Genomic DNA, 13,966 nt, shown 5'->3' on the forward strand with positions numbered 1-13,966 from the left:
TGGGAGGTTTCAAGGTTAATAAATAAAATTAAGTGACTGAATATAAGTAAATTGAATGGATTATTCTAATTTAAGGTTAGACTAAATCTCCACCGATTGAACTATCCAAAGAAATTTTAAAAAGGCTGAAAGGCTGTAATCTGGGATGATTTAAAAGTTCAGGATGCTCAAATTCCTCTATAAATTTCATTCCGATTTTACGCATCACTTGTAAGGAGGCATGATTTGCTGAAGTGGCGTAAGAATATATTTCTTCTAAGCCTAACTGTGAGGCATAACCTATGCAGGCGAGGGCTCCTTCGGATGCCAAACCTTGGTTCCAATGCTTTTTTCCCAATCTCCAACCTATATCAATACAGGGAGTGAAACTTGCTTCAAAATCTCTTTTCCCCAAACCTATAGTTCCGGCCAACTCACCGCTTGCTAAAATGTCAACCGCGAAATAGCAAAAGCCATATGTTTGAAAGTTTTGATTCATTCTCTTGATGCGCTTTTGGCTTTCTTCCAAAGTGAATGGTTTTTCGAAAAAATGCATGATCTCGGGGTCTGAATCGATTTCAAAAATGGCCTCCAAGTCGGATTCAAACCAAGTTCGAAAACCTAACCTTTCACTTTGGAAAATATATTTCTTCATGGATTTAATTCACTGAGCAAAGAATTAATATCAAGTCTTCTAGTATACATGGTCAGTTCTCCCGATTCATCCTTGGGCCAGAGGTTCCTAGGTCTATCCCAATATAACTCTACGCCATTTTCATCAGGATCATCCAAATACAAAGCTTCAGAGACTCCATGATCTGCAGCTCCTGTCAGTGGGTAGGATTGATCTGTCAGCCTTTTGAAAAGAATAGCTAGATCCTTTCTTTCAGGAAGAAGAATTGCTGTGTGAAACAAACCGGGTGAGTTTCTTGGGGCAGGAGGGGAGTTCTTACTTTGCCAGGTATTCAACCCTATGTGATGATGATATCCTCCCGCTGAGATAAAAGCTGCATCTTTTCCATATCTCATCATTAATTCAAAACCCAAGAGCCCACAATAAAAGTCAATCGATCGCTCCAGGTCACTCACTTTCAAGTGAACATGGCCAATGCTGGTTCCAGAGGGAATTTTGTAAATATCCATATTACCAATTAGGCTTGATTCCGGGTGCAAAAGGAAAACTCAGGCTTTTGTAATATTCCAAGTTTCCTTCAGGTTGTTCAATTTCAGAAGGAAAAGGTCTATCTGCAAATGTCTGAAAATAAAGAAGACAGGCATTTCTCCACCATTCGGCTTCTTTGACCTGAACTTTCAAAAGCTGATTCACGTGATCAAACCGTTCCTCATCAATGACATTCTCTAACGATTGCCAAGTTTGGAGAAAACTTCTGGAGCTTTTGACTCCCCGATAATAATGTATAGCTATTTCGGTCCATAGGGTATTCCCTGATTTCAGCTTAAAATCCCAAGGGAGATGATGAAACCACAATAGGTATTTTTCAGGTATTTTCTTTGGATCAGACCATACCTCTGCGATTTCAGGAGCGTATTGATTTAAGGCATTACTCCCTGAGGAAGTTCTATTAAAACCTATCCCATCTGACCCTGCGCGATGGTAATAGAGTGAAGTCCAATCAGCTCTTCCACCTTCTACCCAAGGTCCGGGTCCATAGTGATGACTTCTTCCCATGATGTGATGCAGGCCCAAAGGTGTCATGTAATTCACGGCGGCCTCATGAGAACTAATCATAATTCCTTGAATCTTTTCAATTCCATTTAGCTTAGGCCCAAAGGTTAATTCTGACCATTCTTTCGCTATTTTTTCGGAACTTAAATAGGGATCCCAAGCTAATCTTCCGAAGGCATACCAGTTGGACTGCCCGAAAAGATGCCCTGTCCAATTTCTATCAGTTCCAATATTGGAGACTCCAGCCATCAGGGTTAATTTTTGCCCAGAATCTTTTCCATCAATGATTTTAGCCACTGTTGATGAAGACTTTGGTCTATAGGTATTAGATTTCAATACCTCCTCCCAAAAAGTACCCAAATAGACCAATTGAGTAGCCTGTCCCAAATATTCTTGGGTAATCTGAAATTCCATCCCGAGATTGGTACTTTTTACGGCTCCAAATAAAGGATGGAATGGCTCCCGAGGTTGGAAGTCAATTGCCCCATTTTTTACCTGAATGATCACATTTTCCTTAAATTTTCCATCCAGAGTTTCAAATTCCAAATTTGCCTGTTTGTGGCGATCCTCATCAATTTCATGAGAGTAGACAAATGCCCTCCAAATGACCAACCCTTTATATGGAGCGAGAGCATCTGCAAGCATATTGGCTCCTTCTGCATGATTTCTCCCGTATTCATGTGGGCCGGGCTGTCCTTCTGAATTAGCCTTAACTACAAAGCCACCAAAATCTGGGATGGCTTCATAAATCATCCCTACTTTTTCCTTCCAAAATGCTGCAACTTCAGAGTTTAAAGGATCAGCTGTTTCTAATCCACCAAGCTCGATAGGGGCAGAAAATCGGGCTGTCAAATAGACTTTAATACCATAAGGGCGGAAAATATCTGCCAAGACCTTTACTTTTTCTATGAAGTCTGGTCTTAATATCCAGGCATTTGCATTCACATTAGTGAGCGAAACTGCATTTATTCCGATACTGGCATTAGCCCGGGCGTAATCTATGTACCGAGGATCCACGTAGCCTGGAAGCTTATGCCAATCCCAAATCGAAAACCCAGCATAGCCACGTTCTACAGTTCGATCCAAATTATCCCAGTGATTCAGCATTCTGATTTTTACTTTGGGACTATCTGATAGTTCTTCCTTAAAGTCTACCTTTTCTCTTTGGATTTCCTGGAGTAATCGATAAACGCCGTACAAGACACCGATTGGTTTGTTTCCAATAATGCTAAAGTAGGTTTTGCCTTGAAGTTCAATTGGACCCATCCAGTAACCTTCATCTCCTAAATTTTTGATTTCCATTTGTTGGTCTAAGCCTATGACCTGAGCAAGTTCCTCTCTGGTACCCAGCCACATTTTAGCCACATTGATCCGGTCAGTTGCATAGATAGGAGATTGCCCGATCATTTTTGGAACAGCTTTTTCCAACTCTAATTGGATGGCGTCGTACGTTGGGGTTTTTCCAAAAAAGTAGATTCCACTAAATAATGATTCGACTTCTGATCGAATAGTGGGAGTCTTGATGGAACTGTAGTCCAACCACAATTCATAGCCGTCCTTGGCCTGAACGGATTGGATGCAGAAGAAAAAAAGAAAAGCGTAAATTAGGTTTTTCATAGGTTTATTGGTTGACGATTGAAGTTCTCGAAAAATCAAACTTTTTCCTATAGCTTTTTGATGGATGTAAGGATCCTTTAGAATGCACGACATTTTTTGTCAAAAATAAAATTTCACTCCTTCAATTTCATCAAGCTTTCCTATCTTCAAACTCACTTTTTTCCAAGCTATGTCAGACAAACCTTTTATCATCTACAAATCTTCAGCAGGATCTGGGAAGACCTATACGCTTACACTAGAGTATCTCAAGTTGGCACTAAGGCAACCACCAACAGCTTTCAAGCAGATATTAGCAGTGACTTTTACCAATAAGGCCACTCAGGAGATGAAGGAGCGGATTTTGGATGTGCTGTCAAGATTGTCTCAGCAGGTGGATGAGGCGGAGTTTATGGATCAGGAATTAATGAAATTTCTGCAAGTGGATGCTGAAGGTTTGAAGCATAAGGCGAAGGCTACACTGACGGCTATCCTGCACGATTATAGTCATTTTTCAGTCAGCACGATTGATAGCTTTTTTCAAAAAGTAGTTCGTGCATTTGCCCGCGAGATTGATCTCAATGCGAAGTTTGAGGTAGAATTGGATCAGGATGGAGTTCTTGAAAGGGTAGTAGATCGAGTTGTCATGCAGGTGATGGATGATGAATTCCTACATAAATGGCTGGTTGATTACGCCACTGAGCAGATCCAGAATGGGAAAACCTGGGATATTCGGAGAAATATTCAGGGCTTGGGTAAACAGATTTTTCAGGAGAATTTTAAACAGCATGCAGGCGAAATCAAATCCTTTTTGAGTGAGAAAGAAAATGTCGATCAACTCCAAAAACTGGTCAAGAGTCGAAGAGATGGTCTTATCAAAATTGGTAAAGATTTAAAACAGCAGGCCAATGAAATAAGGGTCGCTCATGGCTTGGCATGGACGGATTTTAGTGGTAGTTCCAATTCCTTTGCAAAGAAGTTTGATCAACTCGGTGATAGAAACAAGGTCGTTCCAGATATTACAAAAACAATGGTTGAGGCCATTGATAATCCTGGAAAATGGTATGCTAAATCAAGTAAAAAAATCAATGAAATTGAAAGTGCTTTTCAATCAGGTCTAAATGATATTCTAAGGCAATTTGAACCTTTGCTTTTCCAATGGAATACCATCAGCGCTATTTCTAGAAATATTTATGTTTATGGAGTTTTTAGGAATTTGCTAGATGATTTATCTCTGATCAAATCCGAGGAAAACATGCTTTTGATTTCGGATGCCAATGAGTTCCTGAAAGAAATCACCTATGAAAATGACGCCCCATTTATCTATGAAAAAGTAGGGAATCAATACCAACATTTTTTGATAGACGAGTTTCAGGATACTTCGGGCTTTCAGTGGGCTAGTTTCAAGCCTCTACTCGAAAACTCCCTTTCTTTTGGTCATCGTAATCTTTTGGTAGGGGACGTTAAGCAGTCTATTTATCGTTGGCGTGGAGGAGAAATGAAACTCCTTCTTGAAAGAGTGGAAGAGGAGATAGGTGCTCATTTGATTAAAACAGAGAATTTGGATACCAATTATAGGAGTTTGCCTCGTATCATTGAATTCAACAATGCATTGTTTGAAACGCTCCCAACTTCTTTTGAGCGGGTGCTTTCTGACACTTATGGGGTGGATGATCCAAGTATTTTGTCTAAAGCTTATGCCGATGTAAAGCAAAAAGTATCCTCGAAAAAAAAGCAATCTAATTTCCAAGGTATGGTGCGGATGGAATTCTTGGAAGAGAATAAGGAGCTGGAAGAGGATGGTAAATTTGATAAACAGGTCCTTGAAAAAATTCCAGAACAGGTCAGGAAACTCCAGGATTTGGGCTATCAGTTGAAGGATATCGCTTTTTTGGTTAGAACCAAGTCAGAAGGTGAGCAGATTGCTGATTGCCTCATGCTGGAAGTTACTAGCGATCAATACCGATACGATGTGCTTTCGGATGAATCCATGTATTTGCATAAGGCAGCCTCAGTCAAAGCCCTGGTCGCTGCCCTTTCATACTTGTATCAACCCGATGATGAGGTGCAGTTTAAGACCATGTGGTATTATCGAGCTGTACTTTTAGATCAGAAAGTTGATCACAAACTGTTTTCCTTGGATCAGATTGATGAAGATTTTGCTAAGGAGATTGAATTATTTAAAGCGCAGGAACAGGTATTGTTGCAACTTTCTTTATTGGAAATGACCGAAGAGTTGATTCGCATACTTCGAATTCAAGAGACGGGATTGGAGAAGGCCTATATCTCCGGATTTCGGGAAGCAGTCTTCGATTTTATTTCTAAAAATCGCTCAGATCTGGGAGCTTTTTTGGATTGGTGGCAAGACAACAAGCAGAAGCGTACAGTAAAGATCCCTGAAGGACATGATGCAATGCGAATTCTTACCATTCATAAATCTAAAGGTCTTCAATTCAAAGTGGTTTTAATGCCATTTTTAAAATGGACCATTTTTGATACCACTAAAGACAACATTGTTTGGGCTCCTTTTAAAGATTCAGATACGGGAATTCAGGCAATTATTCCATTGAAGCTGCAGAGTAGCCTAGCCCAGTCTTTATTCGCTGAAACCTATGGTGAAGAGGCAATATTGGCCTATTTGGATAGCTTGAATATGATCTACGTGGCCCTTACTCGAGCAGAGGAGGTGTTTTGGTCTCTTTCTCCCTATAAGGGTTCTTTTAATTCTCAAAATTACCTAGAGATCCATTTGCAGCAGATTTTAGAAGGAGGAATTCAAAATCTGGGAACCTTAGAGCAAGAGTCAAAGATCTTTCAATGGGGAGATTGGCCAGAATCCAATATTCCTGATCAAACGGTATTTCAAACGCCACCCTTGCGCTGGACTTATAAGAAATGGCAAGAATTATTGGAGGTCAAACAATATGCAGTTGACTTTTCCGCCGAAGGCATGGAGCAGCGGAAAAAGCGGAATTTTGGCTTGCTTGTTCATGAGATTTTAGAAAAATCCAATACCCTAGCCCAGGCTAAATTGGAGCTAGAAAGTCTATATTTTGAAGGGAGGTTGAGTTCAGAAGAGAAAGAAGAGGTCCTCTCTCAGCTTCAGGCATTGTTCGAAAATCCACTTTTTGCTTCTTGGTTTGATCCAGCTCAGGATTCATTGAATGAGCAGGGCATTCTTTTGCCAGGAGGAAAACAAAAAAGACCTGACCGTATTCTCCTCCACCAAAGGGAAGCAGTGGTGGTAGATTTTAAAACAGGAGAAGAACGGGACAGCTATAGCAAGCAGGTTAAGGAATATATGGAACTCGTGAAGTCACTTACCGCAAAGCCATGCAAGGGCTACTTATGTTATTTAGAAACAGGAAAAATCGAAGAAGTACATGCATAATTTTTTAAGAAATACTGCTAAAAAAATCCTGAAGGAATCAGAATCTTTGAGAGAGGTAATTGTGGTTTTACCCAACAGAAGAGCTGGATTGTTTTTTACGCAGCATATGGGGACCTTGATTGATCAGCCTACTTGGATGCCTGAAGTAAAGACGATTGAGGACGTGTTTTATGGATTTGCAGGAAAACGGCCGGCAGATGATTTAACACTGATTTTTGAATTGTACCGGGTTTATGGGGATTTGCACCCTGATCCTGAGTCATTTGATCGCTTTTTCTTTTGGGGTGAAATGATTCTGAAGGACTTCAATGATGTGGATCAGTTTATGGCCGATCCGGATAAACTCTATCACCATTTGGCCGAAATCAAAGAATTGGAGTCTGATTTAAGTTTTTTGACTGAAAATCAAATTGAGTTGATCCGACAATTTTGGAATTCCTTTATCAGCCAAGACAAGAAGCATCAGGAAAAATTTCTGAAATTTTGGCAAGTACTTAAACCGCTTTACCGTGCCTTTCAATCTTCCCTTGAGGTGTCGGGATTGGCTTATTCTGGTAAGCTGTATAGACAAGTGGCCATGAGCCTGAGTGAAATCCAAAAGCCTGAAAAAAAGTATATCTTTTTGGGATTTAATGCTTTTACAAAAACGGAAGAACTGCTGATCAAGCATTTTATCAAGGAGTTTGGTGCTGAAATCCATTGGGATATTGATGCTTATTACACGCTTGATGGCAATCAAGAAGCTGGACTATTTTTCCGTGAGTACAGGAAGGATGTCATTTTGGGTCCCACCTTTCCCAAGGAGCTTCCAGATTTGATTCAAAGTAAGACTTCAGAAATTAAAACCTATGCCATCCCTCTTAAGGTGAATCAGGCAAATTTGGTGGGTTCATTATTGGAACAAATTCCGGATCAGGAAGCGCTGGAAGAGACAGTCGTGATTTTACCGGATGAGCAATTACTCTTTCCGGTTCTTCATTCTCTACCGGAGCGCATCAATCAGGTAAATGTGACCATGGGGTATCCGGTTAAAAATGCTCCCGTCTATGCATTTTTAGAGGCTGTTTTGGAAATGCAGCGATTTATTAAAATTGAAAATGGGGAGCCTTTCTTCTACCATCAACCTATCAAGAACTTGCTTTCATCTACTTATTTAAAAAGTGTTAATGAAGGCTTTTGTAAAGGAGTGTTGGGAGAGATTCAGGCCATGAACAAGGTATATATTTCCAGGTTAGAACTTGTAAAGGGAGGTAAGCTTTTTGAATTGATTTTTCAAAAGCTGGAAGCTGATCAATTATTTCCTTACCTGAGTACCTTGATGCAGGAATTGGCTGAATTGCTTAAAGATGATATGCTTCAGCGCAACTACCTTTTCCAATGTTTCAAGCAATTGACCCGATTGCGGGAGACCTTTGAAAAAGAGGAGCAGTTTTCGGTTGAGCGGGAATTTTTTATCCGCTTGTTCCGACAGGTATTTCAGGAAGTCAAATTACCTTTTGAGGGAGAGCCTCTTCGCGGACTGCAGATCATGGGGGTATTGGAATCCCGTAACCTGGACTTCCGTCGGGTTATCATTTGTAATATGAATGAAGATAGTTTTCCACCTTCGGCCGGTCTGAATTCCATGATTCCATTTTCTATCCGAAGGGCATTTGGGCTGCCGGTTCAGGAGCAAAATGATGCTATTTATGCCTATACTTTCTATCGGCTACTGCATGCCGCAGAAGAGGTTCATATGATCTATACGACTGCAGCAGATCAGGGTAGGGCTGGAGAAAAGAGCCGATACTTGCAACAGATGGAGGTGGAGCTCAATCAAGACCTCTCCGAGGAAGTCATTTATGTTCCCATAGACCAAAAATCGACCGAAGCAATCCGAATTGAAAAGTTACCTTCCATTTTTCATGCCTTAGAACGGTATTTAGTAGGATCGGATGGACACTCGGAAACTGCCTTTTCTCCTTCTGCTTTAAATGTCTATTTGGATTGCAGACTCAAATTTTACTTGCAATACATTGCTGGAATCAAAGAAAAAGAGGAAGTGAGCGAGGAGATTGATGCCGGAGTCTTCGGGAATTTGGCCCATTACAGTTTGGAGAACTTGTATTCAGGTTTTATCCAACGAAAAAAACGAACTCAAATCGAAGAGGGGGATTTCGCTGAATTACGAAAAAACTGGATTTTTCCTGCGGTTGAAAAAGCCATTCGCGATTTTTATCATCTTGAAGACGAAGCAGAAACCAAACTCAATGGTCAATTGGCCATAGCTCGTGATGTGATACAGGGCTATGTGGATCAGGTCTTGGCATATGATGCAAGCACAGCACCTTTTCGTTTAATCTCTTTAGAAAAAGAAAAAAAGTACCAAACAACGATGGAGATCAATACTTTGAATGGAACTCGTAGTGTGGCTTTGAGAGGAATCATTGACCGGGTAGATGAACTTGATGGGGTGATCCGCTTGATAGACTACAAATCTGGTGGAGATCAAAAAACCTTTCCCAATCTTGAAGCACTCTTTGATCGGAGCTTGGAAAAAAGGAACAAAGCGGCCATGCAAACTCTGTTTTATGGATTAATTTATCAAGGAACCCATCCTGAAAATACTGCTCCTTTGAAGCCTACAATTTTCAATTTAAAAGAGGTGTTCAATGATAATTTTGATCCCTATTTGTACCAAAAGGAAGGTCGAAAAACCGGAATAGAAGTCCTGGATTACAAAGACTACGATCCGGATTTTCAAACCAAATTAAAAGAACTGCTCGAGGAATTATACAATCCAGAAATCCCCTTTGATCAAACAGAGGTTTTGAAAAAATGTGAATATTGTCCCTATAAGGAGATTTGTGGGAGGTGAAGATGGTGAAGAGTATGAAGTACGATGTACAAAGTACTATGTACCAAGTATCATATTAAAGTTTGAGTATGTAGATTATTGAAATGGATTTATTCCTCTTTTAAAAAGTCGGATACCAGATTGTTGTTTTCCGATTCCATTTCACAAGTCCAGCTATCTATCCACCAACGTCCATTTTCAAAATGGAGTTGGATGCTGTTCAGACCTCTAATTTGGGTTTCAATTTTGGGGTTAGTTTGTTTTCAACAAGGACTCCAATACTGAAACTCAATCAACTTCCCTTCCCTAAAAAGAAAGAAAAACCCATCATCAGCATCAGTAAATCGGCCCATGATACTAGATAATAGCTCATCATCTCTTCCGTGGATTTGAATGGGAGCTGCTTTTTTTTTCATAAAAAGCTCAACTTCTTGAAGGGAGCTTTTTCCACTGAATTCAATCTCCTGAAAATAAGTCCATTTCATTTTACCTTCCGGGTCGAAAACAATCAAATTCGGGATGTAACCTTCCTCAGTATTCCCTATCCAAGTGATTTGATCATAGATCAGTTGATAATAGCTTTTGCCCTTTTCCTGATTGGAGTGAAAGCTGCATTCGTAATAGGTGTCTGTACTTTGTGTTGGCCCGTACTTTTCAAAAATCCCCTTCAGTCCCTGTTGCCGAAATGCCAATCCATCGACATAAATATATTCTGCCAAAAAGGTCTTTTCCTGTGGCGCGAAAAGAAGGGCCAAAGGCATAAGAATTGAAAAAATAGCCTTGATCATCAATCTTCTACTTCCACAATCACCTCGATTTCAACGGCAATGTCATTCGGTAGAGCTGCTACACCTACTGCCGAACGGGCATGTTTTCCTTTTTCTCCGAAGACTTCGACCATCAGATCAGAAAAACCATTAATAACGGCAGGATGTCCGGTAAAGTCTGGTGCCGAATTCACCATACCCAGCACCTTTACAAACTGCTTGATTTTACTTAAGTCTCCTCCAGTTGCTGCCTTGAGTACTGCGATGATTTCAATCCCGGTTTCTCTGGCTGCCTGATAGCCTTCCTCAGGACTCAAATTTGCTCCTACTTTTCCATAAATATCCGGTCCATTCCCAGCCAAAAAAATCAGATTGCCCACCCGCTTCCACTTTACATAATTGGCCATGGGAGCACTAATCTCGGGAAGTTCTATTCCCAATTCTCTTAATTTTTCTTCTGGGCTTTGTGCATAGCTCAAATTTGAGATGCAAAAGAGGATGAAAAAGAGGGTAAGTAATTTTTTCATTGGATTTTTGATTGAACAAACCTAATCTAGCAGAATAATTTATAACTACCTATTTAACCTATCTGTAATTGTGGAAGCCATTCAAATCATTCCTTTCGAAAATTCACTTCGCACTCATTTTGAAATCATCAATAAGGCTTGGGTAGAAGAGTTGTTTTCTATAGAGCCATTTGATAAAGAACAGTTGGAACAGCCGGAAAAAACGATTTTGGAAAAAGGAGGTGCCATTATTTTCGCCAAAAAAGGAAAGGAAATCGTAGGTACTGTTGGTCTTTCCAAAATTGATGAGCAAACCTATGAATTGATCAAAATGGGCGTTTCCAAGAATGCTCAGGGTTTGGGAATTGGGAAGAAGCTTTGCATTGCAATTTTGGAAAAAGCCAAAGAAATGGGGGCTGGGAAAGTAGTTTTATACACGCATACCAAGCTTCAGGCTGCACTGAAAATCTATCAAGATTTAGGTTTCGTGGAAGTTCCTGTAATGGACGGAAAATATTGCAGATGTGACTTAATGATGGAAAAGGAGCTTTAATGATTTGATTTACTGATTTTTATCAGGTTTTTTATTGACCTTTTTCAAAGGATTTGGCCAGGCTTTTCGTGAACTTGTGGATACATCATAAATCTAGAAGTCATGAAAACTATAGCTGTTCCATTTGATTTTTCCTCTTATTCTCTTGCAGCCCTCAAGACTGCCCAGAAAATAAGTGCGAAAACCAATGCCAATATTTTAGTGATTACGGTCATTCCTTCTGAAGTAGACTTTGAAAAACTTTCTGAAGAAGCGAAGAAGAAATACTCCGAGCTAACTGAACAAAAGCAAGAAGCTGAATTAGTTTTGCCTGAATACGTTCGTGAAATAGCTCCAGCAAAATCCCAGATTGATTATCAAGTAAAAGTGGGTGTTCCTTGGGAAATGATATTAAGGAGTATTAAAGAGGAAAATGTGGAGCTTCTGGTAATGGGAGCTTATGGGAAAGGTTACTCAGAGGGGAAATTTATAGGCTCAACCTTGCAAAAAGTATTGAGAAATTCTCCTTGTCCTGTTTTGGCTGTGAAGGAAGCCTTGGATGGAAATGATCTAAGGAAAATTGCTTTTTGTTCCAATTTCCATCTTAAATCAAGAGAAAGCTTTTCAATCATTAAAACCCTCCTTAAAGCATTCAAGTGTAGTGTTCATTTGCTTTATGTAAATACTCCCGATCACTTTACTTCTTCCGAGGAAGTAAAAAAAGGAATGGATATGTTTCAAAAAGGAAATGAGGAAATCGTATTCCATCAGCATATTCACAATGCAAAAGAAGTGGAAAATGGAATTATCAACTTCACTTCTGAAAATGGTATCAAATGGATAGCAATTGAAACAGGCCACCATGAGAAAAGCCTTTCTTATCAAGTAGGAACTACAGAAACGGTCTTATTTAAAGGCAATTTGGGCGTTTTGAGTATCAAGCAGTAGCCTGTTTTGGTTGATCTAGATTAAATGATTCAGTTTTTGGGTGTTGCCAATGGAAGACGGCAACACCCAAACTGTAAAGACTTCTACAATATTCATTTCCAACATTGCTTAAGGTAGAAAATGGAATATCTGTCTGATGGCTTTTTGCTTCTTTGTATAAGTCTTCCATAAAAATTTGATCTTGATATTGAAGTTGCTGTAGCCATTGAGGTACTTCTCTGTTTTCTTTTTCTTCCAGCCTCAGTTGTTCTATTTGCTCAAATGACACTTTTGCATGATCCTGGATTCTAAGCAGGAATTTTTTCGGTAGGTTTCTTTCAGCTGAATCTAACTCTTTAATGTTTTGGGTGATGCCCTTTATAGCTTTAGCTGAATAAACCATGGACCTAAGTGATTCCATGAGCGAACTTAGATGTCTTGCCTCAACTTCAGAGATTGGTTCGCTTTGAATCTTTATATGATACTCTGTAATCTCGTCTTCGATTTCTTTGATTTCGTTGTAGACATGGATTAATTCAAATGAGCGGCCCAATACTTTTTGCCAAATACTTTCATGTTCTCCTGTTTTTGCCTCGATTCCCAGAGTCTCCTTGATAAAGAATTTGGTACGATCGAAAACCGAGTCTAGCTCTTTCTCTACAGCTTTAATGGCTGCTTCCGGAACAGAAGTGTCCACATTGTGAATAAATGAGGTTAAGCTGATTTTTTTGGTTTTAAAACGTTGATTAATCCAAGATCTCAAAAAACCCAAAAAAGGAAAGAAAATGATAATCCCCGCAAGGTTCATCAACGTGTTGAATACAACCAATAAGATCAAATGATCTCCTCCTATTCTACTGTTTTCTAAGACGGCGATGAAATAGGGGATAAATGGAAAAATCAGTATCCCAGTACAGAAATTAAATATGAAATGGACTGAAGCCAACCTTTTTTTATCGGGAGTTCCACCAATTGCTCCCAGAATAACAGTGATGGTTGTTCCAATATTGGCTCCCACTGTTGAAGCTGCCGCTTGATCTATAGTGATTACATCCGAATTTAATGCACTGAGTAAAATCACCAGTGTAGCTGAGCTGGATTGAATCAAAGCAGTGAGAATAATTCCCAGCCCTAAAAAGAATATCAGTCTCACTTCTGCAAAATGACTCAACTCCATTTTTTGAGCCAACAATTCAATGGAGGTTTTCATTAAATCAATCCCAAAAAATAAAAACCCAAAACCTAATAGGAGGAGACCAAAATTTTTAAGGTAAATTCTTTTGCCAAAGAATTGAAAGAATAAGGCTCCTATTCCTATAAAAGGGAGTGAAAAAGAGGAAATGCTGATTTTAAATCCTAAAGTGGCAACAATCCATGCGGTAACTGTAGTGCCCAGATTGGCCCCTAGTATTACTCCAATGGAATTTTGAAGGCTGATGAGACCTGCTCCTAAAAATGCTAAAACCATCAAAGTAACCAAAGAGCTACTCTGCAAAATTGAAGTAATAAAGGTCCCTGTAAGAATGCCTTTCCAGCTTTTGTTGGTAAATTTTTGGAGTAGGGCCCTAAAGGATTTACCAGCAAGCTCTTTGAGCCCACTTTCCATTTGGTGCATTCCTAAAAGGAAAATCCCCAATCCTGCTATAAATTCCCAATAGTTTAGATTTTCCATAGAAAGATATCACCTCGTTTAGAGGAAATCATTTACGGAAATTAATGGAAATATGAAGAATGAAAAATGATAAAAA

The 13,966-nt window shown here is 39.5% G+C and carries 10 protein-coding genes; 4 read left to right on the forward strand and 6 right to left on the reverse strand.

Annotated elements, in window-relative coordinates; genetic code table 11:
- Positions 1 to 76: 76 nt before the first annotated feature.
- From FL972_RS08590 to FL972_RS08600, 3 genes are read right to left on the reverse strand one after another with little or no spacing between them, the layout of a single operon-like run.
- On the reverse strand, positions 77 to 634 hold the full coding sequence (locus FL972_RS08590) for a GNAT family N-acetyltransferase (protein WP_144604802.1): 558 nt from the start codon (positions 632 to 634) through the stop codon (positions 77 to 79).
- Entirely contained in the window at positions 631 to 1,122 is a 492-nt protein-coding gene (locus FL972_RS08595; RefSeq protein ID WP_144604804.1) for a VOC family protein, read from the reverse strand. Before FL972_RS08595 ends, FL972_RS08590 begins: the two co-directional genes overlap by 4 nt.
- Position 1,123: 1 nt before the next feature.
- The gene (locus FL972_RS08600; protein WP_144604806.1) at positions 1,124 to 3,283 is read right to left on the reverse strand and encodes an alpha-glucuronidase family glycosyl hydrolase; all 2,160 of its coding nucleotides are present in this window, start codon (positions 3,281 to 3,283) and stop codon (positions 1,124 to 1,126) included.
- A gap of 169 nt (positions 3,284 to 3,452) precedes the next feature.
- On the opposite strand from FL972_RS08600, the gene FL972_RS08605 reads away from it, so the two are divergent.
- Both FL972_RS08605 and FL972_RS08610 read left to right on the forward strand, forming a co-directional pair.
- Complete coding sequence (locus tag FL972_RS08605) at positions 3,453 to 6,650, forward strand: UvrD-helicase domain-containing protein (protein WP_144604808.1); 3,198 nt, start codon at positions 3,453 to 3,455, stop codon at positions 6,648 to 6,650.
- Positions 6,643 to 9,507, forward strand: coding sequence for a PD-(D/E)XK nuclease family protein (locus tag FL972_RS08610; protein ID WP_144604810.1), 2,865 nt, complete (start codon positions 6,643 to 6,645; stop codon positions 9,505 to 9,507). The genes FL972_RS08605 and FL972_RS08610 overlap by 8 nt, the downstream gene beginning before the upstream one ends.
- Before the next feature lie 242 nt (positions 9,508 to 9,749).
- On the opposite strand, the gene FL972_RS08615 is transcribed toward FL972_RS08610, so the two are convergent.
- Entirely contained in the window at positions 9,750 to 10,247 is a 498-nt protein-coding gene (locus tag FL972_RS08615; RefSeq protein WP_222116016.1) for a hypothetical protein, read from the reverse strand.
- 26 nt (positions 10,248 to 10,273) lie between these two features.
- Positions 10,274 to 10,780: a RidA family protein gene (locus FL972_RS08620; RefSeq protein WP_144604814.1), complete on the reverse strand. Its 507-nt coding sequence runs from the start codon at positions 10,778 to 10,780 to the stop codon at positions 10,274 to 10,276.
- A 70-nt stretch (positions 10,781 to 10,850) separates the two neighbouring features.
- Between FL972_RS08620 and FL972_RS08625 the strand changes: the two genes are divergently transcribed.
- Entirely contained in the window at positions 10,851 to 11,312 is a 462-nt protein-coding gene (locus FL972_RS08625) for a GNAT family N-acetyltransferase (RefSeq protein ID WP_144604816.1), read from the forward strand.
- A 102-nt stretch (positions 11,313 to 11,414) separates the two neighbouring features.
- A complete protein-coding gene (locus tag FL972_RS08630; RefSeq protein WP_144604818.1) occupies positions 11,415 to 12,239 on the forward strand; it encodes a universal stress protein in 825 nt (274 codons plus the stop codon).
- On the opposite strand, the gene FL972_RS08635 is transcribed toward FL972_RS08630, so the two are convergent.
- Positions 12,229 to 13,890 (reverse strand): Na/Pi cotransporter family protein, encoded by a 1,662-nt coding sequence (locus FL972_RS08635; protein WP_144604820.1) that lies wholly within the window; start codon positions 13,888 to 13,890, stop codon positions 12,229 to 12,231. The genes FL972_RS08630 and FL972_RS08635 overlap by 11 nt on opposite strands.
- Positions 13,891 to 13,966 lie beyond the last annotated feature (76 nt).

Source organism: Algoriphagus algorifonticola (assembly GCF_007655305.1).
GTDB classification, from domain to species: Bacteria; Bacteroidota; Bacteroidia; order Cytophagales; family Cyclobacteriaceae; genus Algoriphagus; species Algoriphagus algorifonticola.

Coding starts and splice junctions, on each gene's coding strand:
- FL972_RS08605 (WP_144604808.1), top strand. CDS start 3,453: ATGTCAGACAAACCTTTTATCATCTACAAATCTTCAGCAGGATCTGGG.
- FL972_RS08620 (WP_144604814.1), bottom strand. CDS start 10,780: ATGAAAAAATTACTTACCCTCTTTTTCATCCTCTTTTGCATCTCAAAT.
- FL972_RS08590 (WP_144604802.1), bottom strand. CDS start 634: ATGAAGAAATATATTTTCCAAAGTGAAAGGTTAGGTTTTCGAACTTGG.
- FL972_RS08595 (WP_144604804.1), bottom strand. CDS start 1,122: ATGGATATTTACAAAATTCCCTCTGGAACCAGCATTGGCCATGTTCAC.
- FL972_RS08615 (WP_222116016.1), bottom strand. CDS start 10,247: ATGCCTTTGGCCCTTCTTTTCGCGCCACAGGAAAAGACCTTTTTGGCA.
- FL972_RS08600 (WP_144604806.1), bottom strand. CDS start 3,283: ATGAAAAACCTAATTTACGCTTTTCTTTTTTTCTTCTGCATCCAATCC.
- FL972_RS08635 (WP_144604820.1), bottom strand. CDS start 13,890: ATGGAAAATCTAAACTATTGGGAATTTATAGCAGGATTGGGGATTTTC.
- FL972_RS08630 (WP_144604818.1), top strand. CDS start 11,415: ATGAAAACTATAGCTGTTCCATTTGATTTTTCCTCTTATTCTCTTGCA.
- FL972_RS08610 (WP_144604810.1), top strand. CDS start 6,643: ATGCATAATTTTTTAAGAAATACTGCTAAAAAAATCCTGAAGGAATCA.